Genomic DNA, 26140 nt, shown 5'->3' with positions numbered 1-26140 from the left:
GTCCTTGCGATCAGGCGGAGAGCTCGGCGCGGTGCGGCCGAGGCCGGATCCGGCCGGCGCGGGCCGCCCGCCGCAGCAGGAGAATCGTGGGCACCATGCAGATCAGCAGCGCGAACAGGCTGGCCTCCGGGCCGAAGACGCCGCCGGTCAGCACGGTCGGGCCGGACAGCGTGACGTTCAGCAGGCCCTCGGGCGGCGCGGCCGCTCCGGAGACCGTGACACCGAAGATCCCTGCCTGGGTGAAGTTCCAGGCGAAGTGCAGGCCGATGGGCAGCCACAACGATCGGGTGGCGACGTAGGCGGCGGCCAGCATGGCTCCGCCCGTCAAGGCGATCGCGAACGCGCCCCACAGGGTGGCGTGGGGGTTGACCAGGTGCATCGCGCCGAACAGCAGCATGGACACGACCAGGGCGATCACGGTGCCGGTGCGTTCCTCCATGATGCGGAACACCACCCCGCGAAACAGCAGTTCCTCGGTGACGGCGACGCCCGCCATCAACCCCGCGCTGCCGAGGAAGCCGCCGAAGGATCCCCACGACAGCTCCCGCCAGCCGCCGAACACCGCGATCAGCGCCATCAACCCGATGAACAGGCCCGCCCCGAGCAACGTCCCGCGCAGCAGCTGGGACCATCGCCGCGTCTTCCCGACCTCGGGGATGTCCGGACGGAGCTCGACGGCCCGGCACAACCAGCGGTAGCAGGCGACGGCGAGGACGGCCAGGCCGACCCCCACCGGCAGGGCGAGGATCGGTACGGGCGAGACGAGTTGGTTGATCCCCGTCGTCACCGACATCACACCGAACAGCGCGACCAGCAGGACGGGGAACCGGAACCTGCGCAACCGGCCACGCGCCGTGGCCGGACCGGTGTGCGGAGGGGTGGTCTTCGGATGCTCCGGGGACGCCACGATCTCGATCCTTTCGATCAAGTGGGCCGCGGTGTCTTCCGCGGCTCAACCGAGGCTAGGGATCGGAGCCGGGCATGCCATCCCCCTGGAACGGACAGAGCGGTAGCTCTCAGGAGGGATCAGGAACCGTCCCGGGCTCTGCCCCTGCGCGCCGCCGCCCCTTCGCACCGGCGCCCGCTTGCCGCCCACCTTCACATCCAGGTGCAGCCGATTCTTGACCGTCTCGGCCTCGGGCACCTGCTGGAACCAGATCCTCGGGCCGTGCCCCTCGGGATCGACGATGCTGTCGTTGCAGTCGCCCTCGCCCAGCTCGTCCTCGGGCACGCGGTCCACCCCGTGCGACCGAGTCCGCGTACCGGCGTCAGGGGACGGCCTTGAGCAGCCAGAGCTCGTTCGTGTCATGACCGGGTTCGAACTGCACCACGCGTGCGCCCGGGTCGGTGGCGGCGTTCGCGACCGCCAGAACCTTGCCCGAGTGCTTGGCGATGAGCCTGGGGTCACCCGAGCTTGAGCAGCAGTTCGGTGAGCTCGGCCGGCATGGTGATCATGCAGTCGTGGCCCGTCGGCAGCTCCCACACCTGTGCCGGGCTGCCGTTGGGCTGCGTCGCCGGGACGGGCCGCCGCTCGATGCCCTCCGGTACGCCCGCCACGCAGTGGATGTGCGTCCGCGGGATCGCGTGCGTGGCGGGGTTGTCCAGCCGGACCGGCTGCTGGAGGCAGAGCGCCGGCTGGTCCGACAGCATCGTCCGCAGCCAGGCCACGTCCGCTGGGTCGGTGACCCCGAACAGCCCCAGGGGCGGCGGCAGCTCGGGCATCGGCGGGATGCGCCAGCCGGTCCCGGACCGCGCGGCGCGGTCGATGAGGGCCTGGGTGACGGGGTGCACGTCCACCGCGCTCTCGCCGTCCTCCGGGACCATCGCGTCGAGGTAGACCAGGTGGGCGATGCGTTCCGGGATGCGGTTGGCGGCGGAGGAGATGACCAGCCCGGCGTAGCTGTGGCCGACCAGGATCACGTCGGTGAGGTCGTTCGCGGTGATCAGCTCGACGATGTCGTCGGCGTGGGTGTCCAGTCCCACGTCGGGGCCGAGCAGATGGGCCTTGTCGCCGTGGCCGGTCAGCGACGGCGCGGCCACCCGGTGCCCGGCCGAGGCCAGGAGCGGGACCACCCGCTCCCAGCATCGTCCGCTGTGCCAGGCCCCGTGTACCAGCACGTACGTCGACATGTGCGGCTCCTTGCTCATCAAAGGGGGTGTTCGGTCCCGAGTGAGGTTTCCGCTCGTCCGCCGGCGCAGCCAGAGCCCTCGCGATCCTGGGGGTGAGGGGGCCAGGCACGCGCCGAGGTGCGCCATTACCGTGGGGCGCATGAGCGGCGAATCCAACCTTCTGGGCGAATACGTACGCGCCCGCCGGGAGCTCGTCACTCCTGAGCAGGCCGGCATCCCCTCCGTGGGCGTACGGCGGGTGCCGGGCCTGCGCCGGGAGGAGGTCGCGATGCTCGCCGGCATCAGCGCCGACTACTACCTGCGCCTGGAGCAGGGCCGCGACCGCAACCCGTCCGCGCAGGTGCTGGTGTCCCTCGCGCGCGTGCTGCGGCTCGACGACGACGCGACGGCCCATCTGCTGCGCCTCGGGGCGGGCGATCCCCGGCGGCGACGGCGGCGGCCCCGCAGGGAGAGCGTTCCCCCGGGCATCGCCAAGCTCGTCGCCGCGCTCGCGCTGCCCGCGTACGTGGAGGGCCGCTCCTTCGACGTCCTGGCCGCCAACGCGCCGGCGACCGCCCTGTCGCCGCGGCTCGTGGCGGGGCGCAACCGCCTGCGGGACGTGTTCCTCGACCCCGCCGAGCAGGCTCTCTACCCCGACTGGGAGAACGCCGCGCAGGGCATGGTCGCCGGCTTCCGCAAGTCCGTCGGCGCCGACGTCGACGATCCCCGGTTCGTCGAACTCGTCGGCGAGCTCTCCCTCGCCAGCCCGCTGTTCAGCAGGCTCTGGGCCCGCCACGACGTGAACACGTGCGAAGGCGCGCCCAAGCGCCTCGACCATCCGCAGGTCGGTGAGCTGTGGCTGAACCGGGAGAGGCTGGGCGTGCGCGGCGCGGCGGGCCAGACGCTCGTCGTCCTGCATCCGGACCCCGGCACCGGCAGCGCCGAGAAGCTGGCGCTCCTCGCCTCCGCCATGGCTTCGCCGCCCGCCGGCGGGAGCCGGTGGAAGGCGTGACTCAGGCGGAGGGGCGCAGGCGGCGCTCGGCCGGTGGGATCAGCAGCACCTCCAGCGCGCGGGCGCAGGCCCGCGCGTGCGCGGCGAACCAGTCGATCCGCGCGTCGCTGATCACCAGCGGCGTGGAGCGCACGGCCAGCGCGTAGCGGACGTGGTTGTGCCGGTCGAGCACCGGCACCGCGACGGTGCGGATGCCGTCGCCCGACTCCCCGTCGTTGAGCGCGTACCCGGACTCGCGCACGCGGGCCAGTTCCTCGCGCAGTTCGGCGTGGTCCACGATGGTGCGGCCGGTCAGCGCCGGCAGCGGGCCGAGCGCCTCCAGGTCGGCGCTGCCCTCCGGGTCCCAGGCCAGCAGCACCTTGCCCAGCGCCGTGGAGTGCAGGGGGCGGCGCAGCCCGGCGCCGCTGTCGGGGTTGAGCGAGCCGCCGCTCAGGATGACCGCGTGCCGGTCGTTGCGGACGGCCAGGTCCACGGTGGCGGAGGTGACGCGGGCCAGCTCGGCCAGCTCGGGGGCGATGCGGTGCAGGCCGCGCCGGTGGAAGGAGAGCTGCCCCAGCTCCGTGATGGAGGGCCCCAGCCGGTAGCGGCCGGTGCGCGCCTCCTGCTCCAGGAAGCCCGTGGCGGCCAGCGTCCTGGCCAGGCGGTGGGTGGTCGAGGTGGACAGCCCCATCCTGCGCGCCAGGTCGGACAGGCCGAGCGAGGCGTCACCGCCGCCGAAGCAGCCGAGCAGGCCGATCGCCCTGCGCACCGACTGGACGCTGTCGTCTGCTGCCATGCGGGAAACTCCGTCTTCCGAGTAGGGAGATCGGGGACCAGGTGAGAGCCGGTCCGGCCGGGAACGCTTCCCGCATCGCGGGACAATCTTTGCATTCCCTACCAATTTACAAGCAAACTCTGCCCATGACCACAGCCGCACTCGACGCCATCTGGTTCACCCGCTGTCCCGTCCCCACCGCCACAGGCATCGCGGCCGACCAGGGCTGGCTGGCGGAAGAGTTCGCCGGCGACGGGATCGAGGTCCGCTCGCTGCAGGACGACGACCCCGGCGTGCCCCGCGAGACCCACTACACCCACGCCCTGACCGGCCTGTTCCGCGAGGGCGGCAACGTGCCGGCGTTGTGGGCGCGCTCGCGCGGCGAGGCGACCAGGCTCATCGGGCTCACCTGGATCGAGGAGCGGCAGGTCGTGCTGGTGCGCGGCGGCACCGCCCTGGAGAGCCCCGAGCAGCTCAAGGGCCTGCGGCTGGCGGCGCCCCGGCATCGCATCGCCATCGACTTCTGGCGGGCCATGGCCCTGCGCGGCTTCCACGGCGCGCTCTCCCTGGCCGGGCTCGGGCTCGGTGACGCCGAACTGGTGGACGTCGAGGCCGAGCCGGGCGGCGGCCAGTGGGAGGCGGAGCTGGCCGCGCTGGCCGCCGGCCGGGTGGACGCGGTCTACGTCAAGGGCGCGCTCGCCGTCGAGGCCGCCCTGCGCCACGGCGCGGAGGTGGGCATCGACCTGGACGCCGTGCCGGACCGGCGCGCGCGGATCAACAACGGCACCCCCCGCCCGATCACCGTCCACCAGCGCCTGCTGGACGAGCATCCGCAGGTGGTCACCCGCTTCCTGGCCGTCCTGCTGCGCGCCGCGGACTGGGCCGCCGCGCACCCGTCCGAGGTGGCCAGGATCCTGGGCGCGGAGACCGGCGCCGGCGCGACCGGCGTGGCCGCGGCCTACCGCCCCGGCGCCTCCCTCCACCTCGACCTGTCCGCCGAACGCCTCGACCTGCTGGCCGAGCAGGAGCGCTTCCTGCGCGGCCACGGCTTCCTCGAATCACCCGTGGACGTCGCCGCCTGGGCCGACCACACCCCGCTCCAAGGAGTCACCCATGCGTAAGCTGCTGCTCGCCCTTCCGCTCGCCCTCCTGGCCACGGCCTGCGGCGGCCAGGACACCACCACCGCCGCCGGCCAGGAGCAGGTCGTCGTGCGCATCTCCGACCCCGGCAACAGCGGCTTCCTGGCCGTCGCGAAGAAGGACGGCAGCCTGGACGCGGCCCTGGCCAAGGTCAACGCCAAGGTCAAGTGGGCCGGCGACTTCTCCGTGTTCGCCCCGGCCGCCCAGGCCATCAACGCGGGCTCGCTCGACATCGCCACCGGCTCGATCACCTCCGGCGTCACCGCGCTGGCCGTCAAGCCCAGTTTCAAGATCTTCGCCACCGTCCCGCCCGACCTGGCCGGGGAGGGCATCGTGGTGAAGAAGGACTCGCCGATCAGGTCCGTGGCCGATCTGGCCGGGCGCAGCGTGGCCGTCGGGCACGGCGGCACCAGCGAGTACCTGCTGCTCAAGGCGTTGCAGACGTTCGACGTGCCGGTCGAGAAGGTCAAGCGGGTCTACCTGCCGCCGCCGCAGACCGCGCCGGTCTTCGGCTCGGGCAAGGTGGACGCCTGGTCCACCTTCTCCACCTTCCTCATCCCCGCCGTCACCGATCTGGACGCGCGCGTCCTGGCCGACGGCGAGGCGATCAAGTCGGACAACTACGTGATCTACGTGGCCGCCAACAAGCTGCTGCAGGAGCATCCCGAGGTGGTCAAGGCGCTGTTCGCGTTCATCAAGGAGGGCAGCGCCAAGGAGATCGCCGATCCGGCGGCGTACCTGAACGTCTTCACCCAGACCGGCCCGCAGGCCGTGCAGGGCGAGCAGAAGGAGCTCGTGGTCGGCATCCAGAAGAAGGGCAGGCCCGCCCAGGCGGTCACCGCCGCCGAAATCACGAAATATCAGGACGTGGCGAAGTTCTTTCTCGACCAGAAGGTGCTCACCGCGCCACTGGACGTCTCCCAGCACGTCGTGGACGTGACCACGCTCGGGAGCACCCCGTCATGAGCCTGGCCACGCACACGGAGGCCGGCGTCGAAGGGCTCGTCGCGCCCCAGCCGCCGCGCTCGTCCGGCCGCCACCCGGCCGTCACGCTCGCGCTGCGCGCCACCGGCCCCGTCCTGCTGCTCGCCGCCTGGTACGCGGCCACCGCCACCGGCGCCCTCACCCAGGACGTGCTCGCCGGCCCTCAGGACGTCGTCGACACCTTCGGCGAGCTGTGGGCCGACGGCCAGCTCCCCGAGGCGCTGCGCGTGTCGGTCACCAGGGCCGGGCTCGGCCTGCTGCTGGGGGCCTCCACGGGGCTGGCGCTGGGCGTCGTCTCCGGCTTCACCCGGCTCGGCGAGGAGCTCGTCGACTCCTCGATGCAGGCCCTGCGCGCCATCCCGTTCCTGGCGCTGACCTCGCTGTTCATCGTCTGGTTCGGGATCGAGGAGGCGTCCAAGATCCTGCTGATCGGGGTGGCCTGCACGTTCCCCATGTACATCAACGTCTCCAGCGGGGTGCGCAACGTGGACCGCAAGGTCGTCGAGGCGGCCCGCTCGTTCGGGCTCGGCCGGCTGGCCGTCGCCCGCGAGGTCGTGCTGCCGGGCGCGCTGCCGTCGATCTTCGCCGGGCTGCGGTTGTCCACCACGCTCAGCGTGATCGCGCTCATCGCCGCCGAGGAGATCAACGTGACGGCCGGGCTCGGCTACCTCATGGCCCGGGCCACCGACTACCTGCGCACCGACATCCTCGCTCTGTGCGTGCTGCTGTACGCGGTGATCGGGCTCGCCGCCGACCTGGCCCTGCGGCTGGCCGAGCGGGTCACGATGCCCTGGCGCAGGGCGGTGACGATCCGATGAGCCTCGCCGTACGCACCCGGGGGCTGCGCAAGGTCTTCGGCGAACGCGCCGTGCTCGACGGGGTGGACCTGGACGTGCGGCGCGGCGAGTTCCTGGCGCTGCTCGGCGCGAGCGGCACCGGCAAGACCACGCTCCTGCGCATCCTGGCCGGGCTGGACGCGGCCGGCGGCGGCAGCGTGCTGGTGCCGCCGGTGCGCACCGTCGTCTTCCAGGAGCCGCGGCTCGTCCCGTCCAAGCGCGCCCTCGCCAACGTGATCATCGGGCAGGGCCGCGCCGCCCGTGCCAAGGGCCTGGCGGCCCTGGCCGAGGTGGGGCTGAGCAGCCACGCCGACGCCTGGCCCGCGACGCTGTCCGGCGGCGAGGCCCAGCGGGTCGCGCTGGCCAGGGCCCTGGTACGCGAGCCGGAGCTGCTGCTGCTCGACGAGCCGTTCGCCGCGCTGGACGCCCTGACCCGGCTGCACATGCAGGACCTGATCGCCGAGCTGTGCGCCCGGCACCGCCCGGCCGTGGTGCTGGTCACGCATGACGTGGAGGAGGCGATCCTGCTCGCCGACCGGATCGCGGTGCTGCGCGCGGGCACGTTCGTCACCGATGTGCGGGTCGAGCTCGACCGGCCGCGCGACCGCACCGACCCCGACTTCGTCGAGCTGCGCCGCCGGCTGCTCGCCGACCTCGGCGTGGACACCCACGCGGGAGCGGCGCCATGACGGCGCCCGGGAGAAGTGCCGTGAGCAGGGCCGGGAGCAGGGCCGTGACGGCGGCGGGCTGGATCGCCGGGAACGCCGCCGCGCTGACCGGGCTCGCCGACCGGATCTGGGCCTACGCCGAGCCGTCGCTGCGCGAATGGCGCTCGGCCCTGGCCACCGCCGCGCTCCTGCGCGCGCACGGCTTCACGATCGCGTGGGGCACGGCCGGCCTGCCTGCCGCGTTCGTCGCCACCCACGGCGACCGCGGGCCGGTGCTGGGCTTCAACGTCGAGTACGACGCCCTGCCCGGCCTGTCCCAGCGAGCCGGCGCGGCCCGGCACGAGCCGGTCGCGTTCGAGGGCGACGAGTACGCCCCCGCCTACGGCCCCGGCCACGGCTGCGGCCACAACGCCCTGGCGGCGGCGTCGGCAGGCGCGGCCATCGCCGCCGCCACGGCACTGGGCAGCCGGGCCACGATCAAGGTGTTCGCCTCCACCGGCGAGGAGCACCTGGTCGGGAAGGCGTACGCGGTGCGCGACGGCGCCTACGACGGGCTGGACGCCTTCCTCGACTGGCACCCCGCCCCCGTCACCGGCACCGGCTGGGACGTCACCAGCGCCCTGTACTCGGCCACGTTCTCCTTCCTCGGCTCGCCCGGCCACGGCTCGAACCCGCTGGGCACCCGCAGCGGCCTGGACGGCGCGCTGCTGCTGACGGAGATGGTCGAGCGCCTGCGCGCCGGCCACGTCTCCCCCTCCGGCCGGGTCAGCTACACGATCAGCGGCGGCGGCGCCCCCAACGTCACCCCCGACCTCCAGACGGTGTGGGTCTACGTCCGCGAGTCCACGGCCGCCGCCGCCAGGACCCTCTACGACCAGGTCGTGACCTGCGCCCACGCCGCCGCCGCCGGCAGCGGGACCCGGCTGGAGCATCGCCTGGTCACCGCCATCAGGCAGGGGCTCGGCAACCGGGCGGGCGCCGAGCTGCTGCACCACACGATGAGCGAGCTGGGGCCGCCGGCGTTCACCGACGCCGACCACGCGTTCGCGCGGCGGCTGCAGGCGGCGATCGGCCGGCCGGCCGCCGGCCTGGCCGGCGAGGTGCTGCCGCTGCACCCGCCCGCCGGTCCCGACCTCGGCGGCCCGTCCAGCGACACCTCCGAGGTGAGCTGGACGGCGCCGCACCTCAGCCTGGTCGCGGCCGTGGTGCCGCTCGGGGTGCCCCTGCACTCGTGGGCGGCCACCGCGGCGACCGGCACCCCGATCGCGCACGCCGGGCTGCTGGCCGCCGCCCGCTACCTGGCCACGGCGGCGGTCACGCTGGTCGAGCAGCCCGAGACGCTGGCGGCGGTCGGCGCGGAGTTCGACTCCCGCGAACGGGAGCCCGCGCTCCTGCCGGCCGGCGCCGAGCCGCCGTACCACCTGCCGCCGCCCGGCTTCCTCGACGAGACGGGCCAGTCGCCGCGGCCGACCCGGACGCCGCCCGTTTCCGCTGAACCCCTAGGAAAGATCTGACATGTCCGTCCTGCTCATCTCCGGCAGCCCATCGGCCGCCTCGCGCACCGTACGCCTGCTCGACCACCTGGCCGGGCGGCTGGGCCGGCCCGCCACCGTCCTGCGCCTTCGCGACCTGCCCGCCGAGGCCCTGCTGCGCGGCGACACCGCCCATCCCGAACTGGCCCACGCCACCGCGCAGGTGGCCGCGGCCGACACGATCGTCGTCGCCACCCCGATCTACAAGGCGTCCTACACCGGCCTGCTGAAGGCGTTCCTGGACGTCCTGCCGCAGGGCGCGTTCGCCGGCAAGACGGTGGTGCCGATCGCCACCGGCGGCACCCCGGCCCACCTGCTGGCCGTGGACTACGCCCTGCGCCCGGTGCTGAGCGTGCTCGGCGCGCGGCACGTCACGCGCGGCCTGTTCGTGCTGGACACCCAGATCGAGCCGCTGGCCGGGGAGCTGCTCCCGCGCATCGACGCCCTGCTGGAAGAGGTCCCGCTGGGGGCGGCGGCATGACGACGCACCGCACCGCGCGCTTCCACCTGGTCCTGCCCACCGCGAGCCCCGCCCCCGCCGAGCTGCCGGCCTTCGTCACCGACGTGCGGCCGTCGCTCACCGACCCCGCCGGGCGGGCCGCCGTGGCCGCGGACCTGTCCGGGTGGGCGGGCGCGCTCTCGCCCTTCGACCCAGCCGGCCAGGAGTCTCTCGTCGTCGCCGCCAACGCCCTGCGCCGCACCCGCCACCTGCGGGTCGTCGCCGAGTTCCACCCCGCCGTGGCCACGCCGGTCTACGCGGCCAAGCTGTCGGCGTCCCTGCAGCGTTTCTCCGCCGGACGGCTCGGCTGGCGGCTCGCGGTGGACCTGGACCCGGCCGTGGCCAGGGCGCAGGGCGACTTCCTGACCGGCGCCGCCCGGTTCGCCCGCGCCGACGAGTTCCTCACCGTGGCCAAGGGCGTCTGGGGCGGCGGCCCGTTCGACTTCGCCGGGGACTTCTACGAGGTGGTCAAGGGCGGCTTCGGCGCGCCGCTGTCGTCCCCGCCCTTCCCCGAGGTGCACCTGTCGGGCGCCTCGCCGGAGGCCCTGGAGCTGTCGCGCCGCCACGCCGACGTGCACGTCTTCGCGGCCGCTGACGACGTGGCGGCCCTCGTCCCCGAGCTGCCCGGCCTGCGCTACGGCGTGCGCCTGCCCTCGATCGAGGCCGCCGACGAGTACGCCGCGCTCGGCGTCACCGAGTTCTTCCTCCAGACCGAGGACGTCTACCGCCTCGGCGAGCACGTGAAGGAGCGGTCTGTTGACCGTTGACATCTACTGGCGCATCCACATGGAGGGCGACCAGCCCTCGCTGCGCCGCCGCGTCCGCAGCCGAGGCGGTTTCGCCCCCGGCGGCACCGCCCCCGGCACCAGGGACGGCCGCGACGACGGCTACACCCACGCCGACTACATGGCCGAGGTCGCCAGGGCCGCCGAGGACAGCGGCTTCACCGGCGGGCTGCTGCCGAACTTCCCGCACACCGACGACCCGTGGGCCGCCGCCGCGACGCTGGCCCGCGAGACCACGTCCTACCGCTTCATGGTGGCCTTCCAGCCCGGCTTCCTGCACCCCGTCCAGGCCGCCCGGATGACGGCCACGCTGCAACGGGCCACCGGCGGCCGGATCGTCTACAACGTCATCTCCGGCGGCGGCGGCCCGGCGCAGCTGTGGTGGGGCGACAAGGTGGACCACGACGACCGCTACGCGCGCACGTCGGAGTTCCTGGACGTGCTCAAGGGCGTCTGGCAGGGCGGGCACACCCACCGGGGCCGCTTCTACCAGGTGGAGAACGCCGGGCTGCCGGAGGAACTGGCCGGGCAGCCGTTCCCCGAGATCTTCTTCTCCGGCTCCTCCCCCGCCGCCATCGACGCCGCCGGCCGGCACGCCGACTACTACCTGTCCTGGCTGGAGCCGTTCGAGGCGCTCAAGGAGAAGTTCGACGCGGTGCGCGCGCACAGTGCCACGCCGCCCCGGTTCGCCGTGCGGGTGGACCTGCTGGCCCGGGAGAGCGAGGAGGAGGCGTGGGCGGAGATCGAGGCCGGCTGGCGGGCCCGGCCGCGCGAGCGCGACGCCGGCGAGGGCGACTCCGTCGGCGTGCGGCGCAGCCGCGCCTTCCTCGCCGGAGCCGGTGACGACCCCCGCGCCCTGGAGGTCGCCCCCCACGTGTGGGGCGGGTTCAGCCAGCTGCGCGACGGCCCGGCCTTCGGCCTGGTCGGCGACTACCACCAGGTCGCCGACCGCCTCGACCGGCTGCTTGACCTCGGGGTGGACGCCCTCATCCTGGCCGGGATCCCCCATCTCGAAGAGGCCCGCCGCGTGGGCCGCCACGTTTTGCCGCTACTGAAAGGACGCTCCTGATGACCACCAAGGTCGGCTTCTTCCCGCAGAACAACACGCTCTGGGTGGCCCGCCACCGCGACCTGCTGCCCGACGTCGAATGGGTGGACCTGAACGCCCTGGGCCGGGGCGAGCGCGTCGATCCCACCCGGGCCCTGCCGTCCGCCCACGGCGACCACCTGTTCGACGGCGGATACGACTTCATCGGCACCGGCTCCACGCCCCCGGTCACCGCCCAGGCCAAGGGGCACGACATCGTGTACGTGGCGATCTCGGGGCCGCGGGTCGAGAACGGCCGCCTGGTGGTGCGGGACGACTCCCCGATCGGCTCGGTGGCGGAGCTGAAGGGCAGGCGGGTGGCGCTCGGGCACGGCTCCTGGCAGACCACCCTGCTGCTGCTGGCGCTGGAGCGGGCCGGGCTCGGATGGGGCGACATCGTCCCCGTGGACGCCTACGGCAACGCCGCCGAGCTGCTGGTGAACGGCGACGTGGACGCCTGGGTGGGCTCCTACCCGGACCTGACGCCGGTCGAGTCGCGCACCCGGACGCTGGTGGAGACCGAGGGCCTGTTCAGCCACCGCTCGCTCTGGTTCACCCGCCGCGACTTCGCCCAGGAACAGCCGGAGGAGCTGGCCAGGATCGTCACCGCGCTGCAGCGGGCGGACCGCTGGACGGAGGAGCACCCGCGCGAGGCCGCGGCCCTGTTCGACGGCGACCAGGACGCGTGGGAGCATGCGCTGCGCACCCGCCCGTGGGGGCTGCACCCGGTGAGCGCGGAGTTCGTCGCCGAGCAGCAGCACGCCGCCGACCTGTTCCACGCCAACGGGCTCATCCAGCGGAAGATCACGGTCGCGGACGCCGTCCTCCCCGAGATCGGCGAGCTGGTGACGCGAACCCGGTGACTCCTGCCCGCACCGCCGCCCACGCGGCAGCGGCGAGGCCGGCCTTCGACGATCATCCGTCACTAGGCTCCGTCTCCGCTGTTCGCGCGGCCCAGTAGGCGAGGTTGTGCCGGGTGGCCAGGGTGTGGGGGTGATCCGCGCCCTGGACGCGTTCGTGGATGGGGAGCAGCGCGGCGTACTGGTCGCGGGCGGCGGCCGCGTCCCCTGCCAGCCCGGTCCAGTAAGCGAGGTTGTGCCGGGTGGTCAGGGTGTGGGGATGTTCGGGGCCCTGGACCCGTTCGTGGATGGGGAGCAGCGCGGCGTACTGGTCACGGGCGGCGGCCGCGTCAGCCCCCGCCTCCCCGGTCCAGTGGGCCAGGTTGGCCCGGGTGATCAGGGTGTGGGGGTGTTCCGGGCCCCGGACGCGTTCTTCGATCGGGAGCAGCGCGGCGTACTGGTCACGGGCGGCGGCCGCGTCGGCCCCCGCCTCCCCGGTCCAGCGGGCGAGGTTCGCCCGGGTGGTCAGGGTGGCGGGGTGCTCTACGCCCTGGACGCGTTCCCGGATGGGCAGCAGCGCGGCGATCTGGTCGCGGGCCGCGGCCGCGTCCCCCGCCTCCCCGGTCCAGCGGGCCAGGTTGGCGCGGGTGGCCAGTGTGTCAGGGTGTTCGGCGCCCTGGACCCGTTCGTGGACGGGGAGCAGCGCGGCGTACTGGTCACGGGCGCCGGCCGCGTCCCCTGCCCGCCCGGTCCAGCGGGCCAGGTTGGCCCGGGTGATCAGGGTGGCTGGGTGTTCCGCCCCCCGGACGCGTTCTTCGACGGGAAGCAGCGCCGCGTACTGGTCACGGGCGGCGGCCGCGTCCCCCGTCTCCCCCGTCCAGCGGGCCAGGTTCGCTCGCGTGGCCAGAGTGTCAGGGTGTTCCGCGCCCTGGACCCGTTCCCTGATGGGCAGCAGCGCGGCGATCTGGTCGCGGGCGGCGGCCGCGTCCCCCGCCTCCCCCGTCCAGCGGGCCAGGTTGTTCCGGGTGGTCAGAGTGTCAGGGTGTTCCGCGCCCTGGACCCGTTCGTGGACGGGGAGCAAGGCGGCGAACTGCTCGCGGGCGGCGGCCGCGTCCCCGGCCCGCCCGGTCCAGTAGGCGAGGTTGTGCCGGGCGGTCAGGGTGTCGGGGTGTTCCGCGCCTTTGACGCGTTCGTGGATGAGGAGGAGGGCGGGGTACTGGTCGCGGGCGGTGACCGCGTCCCCGGCCTCCCCCGTCCAGCGGGCCAGGTTGTGCCGGGTGGTCAGGGTGTCGGGATGGTCCGCGCCCAGGACGCGTTCTTCGACGGGGAGCAGCGCGGCGAACTGGTCGCGGGCGGCGGCCGCGTCCCCCGCCTGCCCCGTGTAATAGGCGAGGTTGTGCCTGATGGACAGGATGACGGGGTGTTCGGCGCTCAGCGTTGCCGCCGCATGGGTGTAGATGTCCTGCTGGAGCCGGACGGCGTTGGCGTAGTCACCGCTGGCGCTGAGATAGGTGACGAGCCGGTTCAGGCCGGGTGAGCCCCCCGGCAGCACGGCGCGGGCGTGCGGGAGGAGTGCCTGGTAGGCGGGCCAGGCACCGATCGTGTCCGGATCGTCGGGGAGCGCGGACAGGATCAGATCCGCCGCGATGCGGTGCGTTCGATCGCGCTGGGCGGGGGTGAGCTGGTGCAGAGTGACGGCCTGGACGAGCCGGTGCACGCTGACCAGGTCCTCGGGCTGACCGGGCACGAGCTCGACGGGGCCGCGGGCGATGGTGATCAGGCTGTAGGACTCCAGCAGTGCCAGTGCGTCGCCGACCTCGATCCGGTCGGTCTCCGGCAGGCCGTCCAGAACGGAGCCGGGCAGGTTGTCGGGGGCGAAACAGGCAAGCAGGTTCAGCACGTCGATGGCCAGGGGGTTGACGGCCTGGATGCGAAGGTGGCTGAGCGTCAGCACCTTGGCCACCACGCGCTCGGCGTCGCCCCCGGCGGTCGCGGTGGTGGCGTACATCCTGGCGGGGATGTCGCTCAGCAGCCGCAGGTACGCGGCCAGGTTCATGCGAGGGGTGCGGGCGATGTAGGCGCCGGCCTGGGTCAGCGCGAGCGGCAGATCCCCCAGCTGTTCGGCCAGCTCCGCCAGCCTGCCCGGGTCGGCGGAGTCCGGCGGGCCGACCAGGCCGGCCAGCAGGTCGATCGCCGCCTCGCGGGTCAGCAGCTCCAGCCGGAGCGGGGTGACGTTCAGGTGCTGCCAGCCGATGTCGCGGCGGGTGGTGATCAGCACGTGGCCGTGCACGAGGCGGGCCAGGTACGGCTCGACGTCGGCGACCTCCTCGACGTTGTCGAGCACGACCAGCCAGCCAGGGTGGGTGGCCAGCCAGCTCAGCGCCCAGGCGGCGGCTTCCTCGACGGTCGTCTGCCCGGCGGCGATCGAGTCGACGCCGCAGGTCAGCGCCCTGGCCAGGGCGGCCAGGCCGGCCCGGATCCGGTCGGGGCCGTCGGCGTCGATCCACCACACCAGCTGATACTCGTCGTGGTGGTGGCAGGCGTACTGCAGGGCCAGTTCGCTCTTGCCGACGCCCCCCAGCCCGAGCACGGCCTGGCTGATCAGGCCCGTGGCCGTCGTGTCCCGCAGCGTCCGGCGCAGAGCCGACATGGCCGGGGCCCGGCCGACGAAGGCGGCCGCGGGGCGGCGCGGCAGGCCCGACAACCCCGCCGGAACCCGCACAGCGCCGACGGGGGGCAGCGGCCGCCGCGGGCCCTGGTGGGTGATCTCGTTGATGATCTGGTCGTGGGCCGCCTGGTACGTTCGGCCGTGCTCGCGAGCGCTGCCATCCATCTGGACGTCCGGCCGCTCCCGAGGTTCGTCCAGCGGGGTGGTGGTCATCGCTCGTTGATGGTCTGGTCGCCGCCTGCCTGGTACACCCGGCCCTCCCCGGATGCCTCCGCCCGCATCTGCACGTTCCGCGCGCCGTCACCGGTCGAGACGACGCCGGAATCGTCTCCGCCGATGGCGACCGTCCGCTCGCTGGAATCCGGCACCCCAGGCGGTGCACCCTGCCCGTCCGCTGCCGGGCTCTGCCCTGCCCCTGTCGGGCTCTCCTCGGCCGCTGCCGGGCTCTGCTCGGCGCGCAACTGCGCACGCAACGCCAGCACCGCCACCAGCAGGGCCGCCGCACCCAGCGCCATGCCGGTGAACATGCCGACCACGCTTGCCCGCTGATCCAGCACCTGCAGCACCTGGTCGGGCAGGTGCAAGGGATCGGCGAAGAACCACAGCACCCCAGCCACCAGACAGAGCCCCAGCACGACGGCCGCGGCGATCGCCACAACCCGCCACAGCTGCGATCCCGTCGCGCGTCCTGCCCCGGACGACGTCTTCGACATGTCTCCAGGGTGCCCCGGAGCCGGCGGCGGCGGACCTGAAGTAGCGAAGGCGTTACCAGCCTGCGCGTGCTGGAGGCAGGCCGTGGCGGCCGGCAGCCGGATACGTCTCCGGCGTCGCCTATGAGCTGAGCAGGTCGAAGTGGAAGCCGACCACGAGCGCCACCAGCGACAGGACACGAAAGTGCACAGCTTGTGGATGCTCCAGCCACTTGGCCAGGTTCGCCAGTGTCCAGCCCATCAGCAAGCGCGTGCCCAGCCATGCCCACCAGGCCGCGAAGCCACCGACAACGGTGCCCCGATGGCCATGTTCGTGAGTATCCCAACAGCCGCGTTCGGAGGTCGCCAGTCGGGAGTGAGCGCCGCCAGGGCGAACCACCAGGCGGTCATCAGGAGTCCGAAGAGCAGGAGGTCTGCTCGATCGCGTTCACGGCGGAGCCATGTGGCGACGGCTGTGAGACGTTGCTGTCCCGCGATGTCGAGGATGATCGTCAAGCCGGCGGCGAAGGTGACCAGCTTGCCCGCACGCCCCAAGGCCAGGATCGACCATCCATGGAGCGTGTGTTGATTCACCTGCACGTTGTCGAACCACATCTGCCACGCCTGGACGAGACCGAGGTCAGCCACAGCGCGAGCGTAGAGCCGTCGTGGCGGGCTGCCTAGCGAGTTGAGGGAAGAGAGCCGGGCGGCCGGCGGCGCGCGACAACCGGCCTCCGGGACCGTTCGGAGGTGACGCCGCGAACCAGGGGCGGGCGTCGGTCACGCTGAGGCCGGGTGAGCGAGGTCGAGGTGCCGCGCCCGCGGTGTCCGCGCCCACGGTTTCGTGCCCACGGTTTCGCGCCCACGGTTCCGTGCCTCGCCGCCGGGTGTGGTCAGGAGAGCAGGACCGGGCCGCCGTCGTCGCGCAGGCGGCGCAGGAACGTCAGGACGCCCGTGAGCCCCTGCGCCCACGACGGCCCGCCCTCGCCCGGCAGCCCCGTGACGAAGACGGGACGGTCGTGCGTGCCGCCGCTGCGCAGCAGGAGCTGGGTCACGGCGTCGCGGGCCGCGTCGCGGTAGCGCCGTTCGCCGGTGGCCACGGCCAGGTCCACGAGCAGGTGGCCCACCCCTGACACGCCGCAGCACGGCCCGACCACGACCAGCCGGGGCAGCCAGCCCAGGCACACCTCGGCGCACCGGACCGCGAGCTCGGTGTGGCGCGGCTCCCCGAGCACGGTCCCGGCCCGCAGCAGCACCCGCCCGACCCCGGCGTGCCCCTGGCACCAGGAGATCGCGAGCGGCATCGCCGCCCGTCCCGCCGCCTTGGCCAGCAGCGGTTCGGTGCGCCCGGCCAGCTCGCGCAGCTTGACGGCGGCCAGCTCCGCCGCCCTGTCCTCGCCGGTGCGTTCGGCGTACTCCAGCAGGAAGTCGATCTCGCCGGCCAGGCCGTGCGCGTAGCCCACGGCGGTCTCGAACCCGGCCGTCTCCGGATACCGCTCGCTCGTGTACGGCGACGGCGCGGTGCCGGTCGCGATCAGCTCCACGCAGCGCTCGGCCACCCGCAGATGGTCGTCGCCGAGCCCCCGGCCGTGCAGGATCAGGTGGCCGAGCCCGACCCCGGCGGCCCCGATGATGACGTCGGGGCCCTCGGGGGTCCAGTCCGCGCCCGGCACCGGAGGGTTCGGGCAGACCCCGGCCTCCTGGAGCACGAGGTCCACGCCCGTACGGCCGGCGTACAGGCCGTGCGGGAGCGCGGTGCGGGCGGCGGTGGTCCTGGCGTGCTCCAGCAGCCGGGGCAGGAGCGCGGCCACGTCGGGGTCGTCGCGGTGCCGCAGCAGCTCGGCCGCCACCCCGGCCGAGCCGCTGTAGAGGCTGGCGTCGTGCTCGGCCGAGGAGTCGGAGTGGCCGTCGACCACCGTTGCCGTCTGCGCCACCAGGTCGGCCCGGACGCTGCGGACCAGGTCGGCGATCAGGGCGCGGTCCACGTGCGGCGGCGCGGGCAACTCCGGCACGCCCTCGGTCTCCGCCGGGCCGCCGGCCCCGTCACCACCGCCTTCCGCGCCGGAGAAGCCGGACATACCGGAAGAGCCGGAAGAGCCGGAAGATCGGCGGTAGAGGACGCGGAAGGTGGCGCCGCCGTCGTGGGCGAGGGCACGGGCCGCCGCTCGGGCGCGGTCGGGGTCGCCGCTCAGCAGCTCGGCGATCGCGCCGATCACGCCCTGCGGGGCCGGCCCGAAGGCGCGGTGGATCTGCTGCAGGGCCCGCCGTCGCGGCAGGTCGAAGTCGTCGTCGGACTCGACCGGCTGCTGGAAGCCGGCCGCGTACCACAGGGTCATGCCGAGCCCGTGCCAGTCGTCGTGGTCCAGCGGCTCCATCCGGCGGCGTTGCCGTTCGGGCATGTAGCCGAAGGTGCCGCCCTTCATGTGCAGGCCGCCGGCCGCGGCGAACCCGAAGTCGACGAGGAAGGGCCGCGCCCCGGTGACGACGTTCTTGGGGGCCAGGTCGTACATGACGACGCCGCGCTCGTGGACCTGCGAGAGCGTGCGGGCCAGAGAGCAGGCCAGATCCTCCAGGGCACGGCCGGGCGGCGGGTCCTCGGCGGCCAGCGGATAGCGCCCGGCGGCCAGCAGGTCCTGTTCCAGGTTGCGCTCGCCGGCGTCGGTGATCACCAGGAACTCGTCGTCGCCGTGCCGGAAGTGATCGAGGAAGCGCGGCACGCCCTCGACGTCGCCGAGCATCGACAACACCCGCCGCTCGTTGCGCAGCCGCAGGCGGGTGTCCAGCCCGTCCTCGGACTCCAGGACGTACGCCCTGGCCTGCTTGACGACGACGGTCGAGCCGTTCCGCTCGTCGATCGCACGGAAGACGCTGCCCCGGGCCGACTCGTACACGCCGGCTGTGATCCGGTACCGGCCGCCGATCACGGCCTGGCCGGTCGGGCCGGCGGCGCCGCCGGTGAACGGGTCCTCGGCCCAGGGGGGCTGGCGGTAGGTCAGGGACGCCTCGCCGTCGAAGACCTCGCCGGCGGGGCCGTACAGGCGGGTGGCGACCTGGCCTCCCGCGTTGGCGTGCCAGGAGGCGATGAAGGGGCCGTACCGGTAGTAGACGGGCGCGTCGTCGGCCACCCGCCGGTCGCTCACCACGCGCGGCCCCTTGCGGCCCCGCAGCAGCCCGGCGAGCGACAGCCCGATCTCGCGGACGCGGTCCTGCGGCGGGTAGACCGTGCACGCCTTGCCGACGGCGGCCGGGTTGCGAAGCCCGTCATTGAGCGCGCCCAGCAGGACGGGGGTGCGCGCGAGCTTGAAGGGGCAGCCCAGGTCCAGCAGCGCGGGGACGACGAACTCGGCGAACTCCGCGTACCCGGACTCCCGCGAGGACAGGTGCAGCTTCCACCCGTGGTCGGGCAGATCGAACGCCGGGACGTCCACCATCAGCCACAGCGAGCTCCTACGGACGGTGTGTGGACGCCCCTCGGCGAGGCGCCGCACAAGGCGTTCGATCTGCTCGTGATCAGTGTCGGTCATCATCGGTGCGAGTGATCGACTGGTTCGGCCGAGGCTCCGTCACACCACCGTCGAGCGCTGGCAGTTGCTCGATCCGCTGCGGCAGATGCAGGTGGGCACGCAGCCCAGCCGCAGGTGCAGGCTGCCGTACTCGTCGTCGAACAGGGCGGCGGGCTCGATCGTCGTCTCGCCGGCGAGCCGCGGTTCCAGTTCCAGAAGCGCCGTCATCGGTTTGCCTCTCCCCTCGTGGGCGGGTGCCGATCACCCGCCTTCGTCATGGTCATCCACGCCGACGAGCCAGTCTTGGACAAACCCGAAATGTTCGACATGTTGCCGAACAGCACGATCTGCCCGCGCGAACCACGACGGACGGCGTCCGGTCAGCGCCTTGCAGTCGCGGGCCAGGTGGGCCTGGTCGTAGAAGCCGCACTCGATCGCCACCCGAGCCCCCGGCCGGCGACGGGCCAGCAGGCGCAGGGCCTGCCACAGGCGCAGCAGGCGCGCCGACGCCTTGGGCGGCAGGCCCACCTGCTCGCGGAAGCGCAGCTCCAGCAGGCGTTCGCTCATGCCGGTCCGCCGGCACAGCTCGGCCACCGGCAGCCGGCCCCCGCGGCCGGCGAGCAGCCGCCACGCCCGGGTGACCACGTCGGTCTCCGGGACGTACCCGCCGAGCCGGTCGCGCAGGAAACAGTCGGCCAGCACGACGCCGCGCGCAACGCCCCGACCAGCCGCTCCCCTGCGCGACCGGTCGCCTCCCGCAGCTCCACGGGCGCGTCCACCAGCCGGTTCATCGGCAGCCCGAACACGGCATGGGCGACGCGCGGCGTCATGCAGACGTCCAGGCTGCGCGCCCCGACCGGCACGCCGACCTCGACGGGCCGGGTGCGCAGCCCGAAGACCGCCGGCTCGTACGAGCCGCCCGCCCGCCCTCCGTCCAGCACGATCACGAGGTGTGCCAGCCCGTGCGGGTAGAGCACGTGCCCGCCGGGCAGGCCCGGCTCGTGTCCGAGCTGGTACCAGTGCCGGGCGCGGTGCGCCACGCTCCCGGACGTCGGCGGCCAGGGCGATTCCAGAGGGTCCTGCACCGGCCGATCATGATCATCGTCGTGTTGAGCATCTGTGGAGTTCTTGTTGATCACCGTCGCCCTCGCGACGCACACTCGGCCTATGCCGGACGAACCCCTCGAACTCCACGACGTCTCCGTCGCCGACTGGTACCCCCACTCCGACACCATGGCCGAGGTCGGCTTCCTGACGGTCGCCCGCCGCCTGCCCTCCCTGGTCGCCCAGGCCATGCGGATCGCCTGGACGGCCAGCCGCCGCGACACCGCCGCCGCCATCGGGCTCCACCTGCTCGGCGGGGTGTTCACCGCGTTCGGGCTGCTGGCCACCACCGGCGTGCTGACCGCCCTGTTCAGCCAGGGGCCCACCCCCGAGCGGGTGATGGCCGCGCTGCCCAGCCTCGTCCTCGTCGGGGTGTCGGCGGCGCTCGGCGCCGCCGTGCAGGGCGGCGCGGGCTGGGCGCAGGCCCGGCTGACCCCACAGATCTCCCGCGCCACCGAGCAGCGCCTGTACGGCCTGACCAGCCACGTCGAGCTCGTTGCCTACGACGACCCCGGATTCCACGACGCGCTGGAACGGGCGAACAACCGCGGCGCGGTCGTGGCCGACTCGGTCGTCTCCGAGGCCGTGGACGTGATGACCGCCCTGATCGGGATCGCCGCCACGGCCGGGGTGCTCGGCGTGCTGCACCCCGCGCTGCTGCCGCTGCTCCTGCTGGCCGTGGTGCCCGACACCTGGGCCGCCGTGCGCAGCGCCCGCATGCGCTACACCACCATGCACGGGCTCATCCCCGCCCGCCGCCGCAAGTGGATCGTCGCCGAGCTCCTGGCCGAACGGGAGCCGGCCGCGGAGCTCCGCTCGTTCACCATGCGCCCGTTCCTGCTGCGCCTGTACGACGCCGTCGCCCGCGCCGAGCAGGACGTGATGCTCCGGCTGGCCCGCCGCCAGACCGTCGCCAGGCTGGTGGGCCAGGCGCTCGGCGGGCTCGGCGCCGGGCTGGTCTACGCCGCGCTCGGCGTGCTCCTCGCGGTGGGGGCGATCCCGCTGGCCGTGGCGGGCACCGCGGTCCTGGCCATCAGGTCGGGGCAGCAGTCGCTGAGCAACCTGATGTTCGCCACCAACAGCCTCTACGAGCAGGGCCTGTACTTCACCGACTTCCTGCAGTTCTGCGCGGACGCCGAGCGCCGCCTGCCCAGGCCCGGCGGCGGCCCGGCCCCGGCGGGGTTCGACCGCCTCACCGCCCGCGAGGTGACCTTCACCTACCCCGGCGCCGCCGCCCCCGCCCTGCGCGGGGTGTCCGTCGAGATCGAGCGCGGCGAGGTCGTGGCGCTCGTCGGCGAGAACGGCTCGGGCAAGACCACGCTGGCCAAGATCCTCGCCGGCCTGTACGCCCCGGAGTCGGGCGTGGTCCGCTGGGACGACACCGACCTGGCCGAAGTGGACCGCGACGACCTGCGCCGCCGTACCGCGGTGATCGCCCAGGACCACACCCGGTGGCCGCTGACCGTACGGGACAACATCACGATGGGCACCGGCCGAGGCGAGCCCGCCCTGCACGCGGCGGCGTCGGTGGCCGGGGCGGACGAGGTCGTCGCCGCGCTGCCGCACGGCTACCGCACCCTGCTCGACCGGCGGTTCAAGGACGGTCAGGAGCTGTCCGGCGGCCAGTGGCAGCGCATCGCGGTCGCCCGCGGCTTCCACCGGGACGCCGACCTGCTGATCTGCGACGAGCCCACCGCCGCCCTGGACGCCCGCGCCGAGCACGCCCTGTTCGAGCGCATCCGCGACCACGCCGAGGGCCGGACGGTCATCCTCATCACCCACCGCCTGGCCAGCGTGCGCTACGCCGACCGCATCTACGTGCTGGAACGCGGCCGGGTCGTCGAACACGGCACCCACGAGACCCTGATGGACGGCGACGGCCTCTACGCCGACCTGTACACGCTGCAGGCCAGCGCCTACCGGTAGGACCCCCGCCCCTGGCGCAGGGCGCACAGGTTGTGCACGGACCGCGGCCCGCACAGTCGACCTGCGCCGACCCCGTCAGCCCGACAACGACTGCAGTGACCCGGCGATCCAGTGCCCGGCCCGGCGCTTGATCTTGCGCAGCGCCTCCAGCCGGCTCGCCGCCCGGTCGAGCCGGTAGTACAGCCGTGGCGGCATGTACGACAGCAGCGGCGAGTGCCGCTGGCCGAGCAGCGCGAACATCTGCGCGGGCTCCAGGCGCAGGTAGCGCGGCAGGTCCTCGTAGAACCGCGCGCTGTAGCGGGCGGCGCTCTGGACCGGCAACAGCGCGGCCTTGCGCTCCAGCGCGTAGGCCGCGAGCGCGGGCGCCAGGGCGGGGTGACGCTCGATCGCCCCGGCCAGCGCGATGGCGTCCTCGATCGCGAGCGTGGTCCCGGCGCCGATGGAGTAGTGCGTGGTGTGCGCGGCGTCGCCGAGCAGGACGAGGTTGCCGCGGTGCCAGGTGCGGTTCGTCACGGTCCGGAAGCGCAGCCACTGCGCGACGCCCTGCCCGCGCCCGATGAGCCGGTGCCCGTCGAGCAGGTCGACGAACAGCCTGTCCAGCAGTTCCAGGTTGCCCGCCTCGTCGGCGCGGTCGAGCCCGAGCCCCCGCCACGTGGCGGGCGCGCACTCGATCACGCAGGTGCTGCGCTCGTCGTCGAAGGGGTAGCCGTAGCACCAGATCCAGCCGTGCTCGGTCTCCACGAAGGCGAAGGTGAAGGCGTCGAAGACCTTGGTGGTCCCGAGCCAGATGTAGGTGTTGCCCCCAGTGGCGACCTCGGTGCCGAAGTCGTGGCGGCCGCGCAGCGGGCTGTTCACCCCGTCGGCGGCCACCACCAGGTCGGCGTCCGGGACCTCGCCGAGGATCTCGCGCTCGAACTCCACCCGCACGCCGAGTGCGATCGCCCGGTCGGCCAGGATGCCGAGCAGCCGGTGGCGGCCGATGCCGAAGCCTTCGTCGCCGCGGTGCGTGGTGGTGCGGCCGCCGATCAGGGCCATCCCGTCATGCCACCGCACGGACGCCTCTCCGATGGCGCGGGCCGACTCGCGATCGTTCTCGTACAGCCGGTCGAGCAGGCTGCCCCAGTACGTCACGCCCCAGCCGTACGTCGAACCCGCCGGATCGCGCTCGAAAACGGATATGTCGCACGAAGGATCGCGCAGCTTCATCAGGATCGCGAAATACAGGCCGGCGGGCCCGCCACCGACACAAATCACCTTCCGCACTTCACTTGACACAGAGTAGTTATATGCGTGCAGCACGCTACCTTGCGCGCTACACCACGCCGGACCCGGCCGACTGTTCGCACGCCTCCACGACCATCCATCGGGGCGGTGGCGCTCCACGCCTGCCGAAAATCACACCCATGCATTTCAAGCGGGCATGTGAGTACTCACGAAGGACGCCACCGAGCCCGTCTCGTCGGCGTACCCGCGCCCAGCAGGCACGGGCCACGGAGTCCGACGAGTGATCCGGCGATTCACTGTCAGCCGCAGTTGGAGTGGTAAGGGAGCGCGGGCAGGTAGCGCTGCCGCGCATTCGCCCATGACCTGCGCGTTCCCGCCCGGGACCAGCCCTTCGGCGGACCGGCCCCGGGCGGCCGCGACGTCAGCGGCCCGACCGCTCCGCGGTGACGGCGAAGACGTGCGTGGCGGTGCCGGCGCTCGGCCCGGACGGCTTGCCCATCGCGACCGCCACCAGCTGCCTGCCCGGGTCGGCCGGAATCTCGTAGCGGTAGACCTTGGCCTGCGCGTCGGCCGGTTTGCCCCAGGCGTAGCGGTGCGCGGTGGTGATCACGGCCGGGTCGTCGCCGGTCATCCAGTCGGCCACGGTGAGCCGGGCGGTCGTGGTGCCGCCGTCGGCGTAGGTGAGGGTCACCTCGCTCGCGGCCGGGCCGTACCCGGCGGAGGCCAGCAGTTGCACGTTGACGTAGCTGCCCTGAGGGATCGGGATCTTCTGCCCGTTGACCTGGACGTTGTTCCTGACGCCGGTCGCCCCCGACGGCCAGGTGAACCGGAGGCTGTCGTAGACGACCTCGCCCGGCGGCGGCAGTTCGTCGGCCGGGAAGGCCACGGGCGCGTTGCCGAAGGTGCCGTCGTCCGGCGCGTCGGCCGTGGCGATGGAGTCGTGATCGTAGACGGCGCCCAGGTCCACCGGCACACTCTCGCCGGCGACCTTCATCCGGACGGCCCCGGTGAACGAGCCGTGCGTCAGCGTCGCGGCCTCCAGCGTCACGTCGTACGAGCCGGGCGCGGTCCGGGCGGGCACCGGCAGCTCGACGGTCCGGGTGAGCCGGGCGTGCGGGGCCAGCGCGGGGAAGTCGAAGCCCTGCGCTCCGAACGGCGTGCGCGCGGTCAGCCTGCCCCGGGAGACCTCCTTGTCGCCCCGGTTGGCCAGCGTCACCTCGATCCTGGCGCTGTCCCCCACCTTGACGGGCCTGGTCGTGGCGTCCACGCCGAGCAGCCGTTCCGTCGAGGGCTGGTAGCCGGGCCTGGCGATGCGGAAGGTGTAGGCGTAGGCGCCCTTGGGCGCGCGGGTGGTGATCTCCAGCGTGCCGTCGGCGTTCTTCTTGTACGGCAGCGGCTGCGGGTCCCCCAGCATGGTGACCACGTCGCCGTCCTTGACCGGGACCGGCGCGGTGAGCTTCAGCCTGGCGCCCGGCCAGTCCAGCGCGGTGACGTAGAAGGCGCGCGGCTGGGTGGTGAACCGCACCGGCACGGTGGCGCCCTTGTCCTCGGCCTGCGTCCAGTAGCGCGAGCCGTAGACGGCCTCGCCGTTGGTCCTCAGCCACTCGCCGAGCGCGCGGACCCTGGTGGCCTGGAGGTCGGGGACGGTGCCGTCGGCCTTGGGGCCGATGTTGAGCAGCAGGTTGCCGTTCTTGGAGACGACGTCCACGAAGGAGTCCACGAGCTGGTCGGGGGTGAGGTGCTCGGCCAGTCCCTCCTCGGCGTTGTAGCCGTAGGAGGCGCCGATGCCGCGCGAGGCCTCCCACTTGGACGTCTTGATGTCCGGCTCGACGGCGTACTCGGGCGTGGTGAAGTCCTGCACGCCGTTGCCGCAGCGGTTGTTGACGGTCACCTCCTTGCCGCGTTCGACGGCCTTGTTGAAGTAGTGGGCCATGAAGGTGTCGGAGTCGTTCACGCCGCCGATGTCGCACCAGACGAGGTCGGGGTCGTACTTGTCCACCAGCTCCAGCATCTGCGGGAGCTGGAAGTCCTTGACGTAGTCGGCGACCGGCCGGTACCCGGTGTACGGCACGGGCTGCCCGGTGTACGGGTTCTTGGGTGCGCCGCGCCCGAACCAGCCGCCCCACTGCACCGGTGAGGCCGGGTTGTACCACTCCGGCATCGAGAAGTAGATGCCGTCCTTGAGGCCGTAGCCGCCCTCGCGGTTGGCCCGGATCAGCTCACCGGTGAAGTCGCGCTTCGGGCCGTACTTGACGGTGGTGCGGTCGGAGTAGGCGCTGTCCCAGGCCGCGATGCCGTCGTGGTGCTTGGCGACGAACACGTAGTACTTGCCGCCTCCCTGCTTGAACAGGTCGAGCCAGGCCCTGGGGTTCCACTTCTCGGCCTTCCAGTACTTGGTGAGGAAGTCGTCGTAGGCCACGTCCTTGCCCCACACCTGCTCGTGGTGCTTCTGGGTGGGCGTGTCCTTGGTGTTCATCTTCGACCAGTACCACTCGGCGTACTTGCTCTCCGAGCCGTCGAGCGGCGCGTAGGCCGGCACGGAGTAGGCGCCCCAGGTGACGAAGAAGCCGAGCTTGGCGTCCTCGAACCACTGCGGGGCGGTGTGGCGGCCGAGGGAGTCCTTCGTCGGCTCGTACGGCCCCTGCGCGGCGGGGGCTGACGCCGAGGCGGGCGGCGGGGCGGTGGCGGCGAGAGCGAGGGCGGCGGCGAGGACCGAGAGGGTGCGTCGTCTCATGGGCACAACGTATTGGTTGGACCAATCTATAGACAAGAGACGAAATT

General features: G+C 73.2%; 25 protein-coding genes. 11 read left to right on the top strand and 14 right to left on the bottom strand.

The features are described 5' to 3' along the window. Window positions 1-10: 10 nt before the first annotated feature. The 4 genes from ACFYYW_RS45210 to ACFYYW_RS45195 are packed head-to-tail and all read right to left on the bottom strand — an operon-like array spanning window position 11 to window position 2130. The gene (locus ACFYYW_RS45210; protein WP_387659779.1) at window positions 11-907 is read right to left on the bottom strand and encodes a type II CAAX prenyl endopeptidase Rce1 family protein; all 897 of its coding nucleotides are present in this window, start codon (window positions 905-907) and stop codon (window positions 11-13) included. Between the two features lie 45 nt (window positions 908-952). After that, window positions 953-1231: a VOC family protein gene (locus ACFYYW_RS45205; RefSeq protein WP_387659777.1), complete on the bottom strand. Its 279-nt coding sequence runs from the start codon at window positions 1229-1231 to the stop codon at window positions 953-955. Window positions 1232-1268: 37 nt separating this feature from the next. Then, window positions 1269-1370 (bottom strand): RICIN domain-containing protein, encoded by a 102-nt coding sequence (locus ACFYYW_RS45200; protein WP_387659840.1) that lies wholly within the window; start codon window positions 1368-1370, stop codon window positions 1269-1271. Between the two features lie 34 nt (window positions 1371-1404). After that, entirely contained in the window at window positions 1405-2130 is a 726-nt protein-coding gene (locus ACFYYW_RS45195; protein ID WP_387659774.1) for an alpha/beta fold hydrolase, read from the bottom strand. A gap of 139 nt (window positions 2131-2269) precedes the next feature. Here ACFYYW_RS45195 and ACFYYW_RS45190 point away from each other — a divergent pair, with 139 nt between their 5' ends. Beyond that, window positions 2270-3121 carry a helix-turn-helix domain-containing protein gene (locus ACFYYW_RS45190; protein WP_387659771.1) on the top strand — a complete coding sequence of 284 codons (852 nt, stop codon included), beginning with the start codon at window positions 2270-2272 and terminating at the stop codon, window positions 3119-3121. Between the two features lies 1 nt (window position 3122). On the opposite strand, the gene ACFYYW_RS45185 is transcribed toward ACFYYW_RS45190, so the two are convergent. Next, window positions 3123-3896, bottom strand: a complete 774-nt coding sequence (locus tag ACFYYW_RS45185; RefSeq protein WP_352322664.1) for an IclR family transcriptional regulator — start codon at window positions 3894-3896, stop codon at window positions 3123-3125. Window positions 3897-4021: 125 nt separating this feature from the next. Here ACFYYW_RS45185 and ACFYYW_RS45180 point away from each other — a divergent pair, with 125 nt between their 5' ends. The 9 genes from ACFYYW_RS45180 to ACFYYW_RS45140 are packed head-to-tail and all read left to right on the top strand — an operon-like array spanning window position 4022 to window position 12269. Further along, the gene (locus tag ACFYYW_RS45180; protein ID WP_352322665.1) at window positions 4022-4996 is read left to right on the top strand and encodes an ABC transporter substrate-binding protein; all 975 of its coding nucleotides are present in this window, start codon (window positions 4022-4024) and stop codon (window positions 4994-4996) included. Next, window positions 4989-5981 carry an ABC transporter substrate-binding protein gene (locus ACFYYW_RS45175; RefSeq protein ID WP_387659767.1) on the top strand — a complete coding sequence of 331 codons (993 nt, stop codon included), beginning with the start codon at window positions 4989-4991 and terminating at the stop codon, window positions 5979-5981. The genes ACFYYW_RS45180 and ACFYYW_RS45175 overlap by 8 nt, the downstream gene beginning before the upstream one ends. Next, window positions 5978-6817: an ABC transporter permease gene (locus ACFYYW_RS45170; RefSeq protein ID WP_387659764.1), complete on the top strand. Its 840-nt coding sequence runs from the start codon at window positions 5978-5980 to the stop codon at window positions 6815-6817. The genes ACFYYW_RS45175 and ACFYYW_RS45170 overlap by 4 nt, the downstream gene beginning before the upstream one ends. Continuing rightward, window positions 6814-7524: an ABC transporter ATP-binding protein gene (locus tag ACFYYW_RS45165; protein WP_387659761.1), complete on the top strand. Its 711-nt coding sequence runs from the start codon at window positions 6814-6816 to the stop codon at window positions 7522-7524. The genes ACFYYW_RS45170 and ACFYYW_RS45165 overlap by 4 nt, the downstream gene beginning before the upstream one ends. Window positions 7525-7544: 20 nt before the next feature. Next, window positions 7545-9017, top strand: coding sequence for a hypothetical protein (locus ACFYYW_RS45160; protein ID WP_387659758.1), 1473 nt, complete (start codon window positions 7545-7547; stop codon window positions 9015-9017). A gap of 1 nt (window position 9018) precedes the next feature. Continuing rightward, the gene (gene ssuE / locus ACFYYW_RS45155; protein ID WP_364340717.1) at window positions 9019-9516 is read left to right on the top strand and encodes an NADPH-dependent FMN reductase; all 498 of its coding nucleotides are present in this window, start codon (window positions 9019-9021) and stop codon (window positions 9514-9516) included. Next, on the top strand, window positions 9513-10301 hold the full coding sequence (locus ACFYYW_RS45150; protein ID WP_387659754.1) for an LLM class flavin-dependent oxidoreductase: 789 nt from the start codon (window positions 9513-9515) through the stop codon (window positions 10299-10301). Before ssuE ends, ACFYYW_RS45150 begins: the two co-directional genes overlap by 4 nt. Next, complete coding sequence (locus ACFYYW_RS45145; RefSeq protein ID WP_387659750.1) at window positions 10291-11388, top strand: LLM class flavin-dependent oxidoreductase; 1098 nt, start codon at window positions 10291-10293, stop codon at window positions 11386-11388. Before ACFYYW_RS45150 ends, ACFYYW_RS45145 begins: the two co-directional genes overlap by 11 nt. After that, window positions 11388-12269 carry an ABC transporter substrate-binding protein gene (locus ACFYYW_RS45140; protein ID WP_387659747.1) on the top strand — a complete coding sequence of 294 codons (882 nt, stop codon included), beginning with the start codon at window positions 11388-11390 and terminating at the stop codon, window positions 12267-12269. Before ACFYYW_RS45145 ends, ACFYYW_RS45140 begins: the two co-directional genes overlap by 1 nt. A gap of 52 nt (window positions 12270-12321) precedes the next feature. On the opposite strand, the gene ACFYYW_RS45135 is transcribed toward ACFYYW_RS45140, so the two are convergent. The 7 genes from ACFYYW_RS45135 to ACFYYW_RS45105 all read right to left on the bottom strand — a co-directional run bounded on the left by ACFYYW_RS45135 (window position 12322) and on the right by ACFYYW_RS45105 (window position 20190). Further along, on the bottom strand, window positions 12322-15126 hold the full coding sequence (locus ACFYYW_RS45135) for a tetratricopeptide repeat protein (RefSeq protein WP_387659744.1): 2805 nt from the start codon (window positions 15124-15126) through the stop codon (window positions 12322-12324). Then, entirely contained in the window at window positions 15123-15626 is a 504-nt protein-coding gene (locus ACFYYW_RS45130; RefSeq protein WP_387659741.1) for a hypothetical protein, read from the bottom strand. Before ACFYYW_RS45130 ends, ACFYYW_RS45135 begins: the two co-directional genes overlap by 4 nt. 237 nt (window positions 15627-15863) lie before the next feature. Next, window positions 15864-16250 (bottom strand): hypothetical protein, encoded by a 387-nt coding sequence (locus ACFYYW_RS45125; protein WP_387659738.1) that lies wholly within the window; start codon window positions 16248-16250, stop codon window positions 15864-15866. A gap of 245 nt (window positions 16251-16495) precedes the next feature. Continuing rightward, window positions 16496-19129: a lanthionine synthetase LanC family protein gene (locus ACFYYW_RS45120; protein WP_387659735.1), complete on the bottom strand. Its 2634-nt coding sequence runs from the start codon at window positions 19127-19129 to the stop codon at window positions 16496-16498. A 36-nt stretch (window positions 19130-19165) separates the two neighbouring features. Next, window positions 19166-19333: a hypothetical protein gene (locus ACFYYW_RS45115; protein WP_352322679.1), complete on the bottom strand. Its 168-nt coding sequence runs from the start codon at window positions 19331-19333 to the stop codon at window positions 19166-19168. 33 nt (window positions 19334-19366) lie between these two features. After that, a complete protein-coding gene (locus tag ACFYYW_RS45110) occupies window positions 19367-19672 on the bottom strand; it encodes a helix-turn-helix domain-containing protein (RefSeq protein ID WP_387659733.1) in 306 nt (101 codons plus the stop codon). Next, a complete protein-coding gene (locus tag ACFYYW_RS45105) occupies window positions 19669-20190 on the bottom strand; it encodes a hypothetical protein (RefSeq protein WP_387659730.1) in 522 nt (173 codons plus the stop codon). Before ACFYYW_RS45105 ends, ACFYYW_RS45110 begins: the two co-directional genes overlap by 4 nt. 82 nt (window positions 20191-20272) lie before the next feature. Between ACFYYW_RS45105 and ACFYYW_RS45100 the strand changes: the two genes are divergently transcribed. Then, window positions 20273-22135: an ABC transporter ATP-binding protein gene (locus tag ACFYYW_RS45100; protein WP_387659726.1), complete on the top strand. Its 1863-nt coding sequence runs from the start codon at window positions 20273-20275 to the stop codon at window positions 22133-22135. Between the two features lie 75 nt (window positions 22136-22210). Here the strand turns inward: ACFYYW_RS45100 and ACFYYW_RS45095 are convergent, their stop codons facing one another. Then, window positions 22211-23410: an FAD-dependent monooxygenase gene (locus ACFYYW_RS45095; RefSeq protein WP_387659723.1), complete on the bottom strand. Its 1200-nt coding sequence runs from the start codon at window positions 23408-23410 to the stop codon at window positions 22211-22213. A gap of 370 nt (window positions 23411-23780) precedes the next feature. Next, window positions 23781-26093, bottom strand: a complete 2313-nt coding sequence (locus ACFYYW_RS45090) for an alpha-L-fucosidase (RefSeq protein ID WP_387659720.1) — start codon at window positions 26091-26093, stop codon at window positions 23781-23783. Window positions 26094-26140: the final 47 nt, after the last annotated feature.

Source organism: Nonomuraea sp. NPDC001831 (genome assembly GCF_042892035.1).
GTDB lineage: Bacteria > Actinomycetota > Actinomycetes > Streptosporangiales > Streptosporangiaceae > Nonomuraea.
This window is presented reverse-complemented; position numbering and strand designations above follow the sequence as displayed.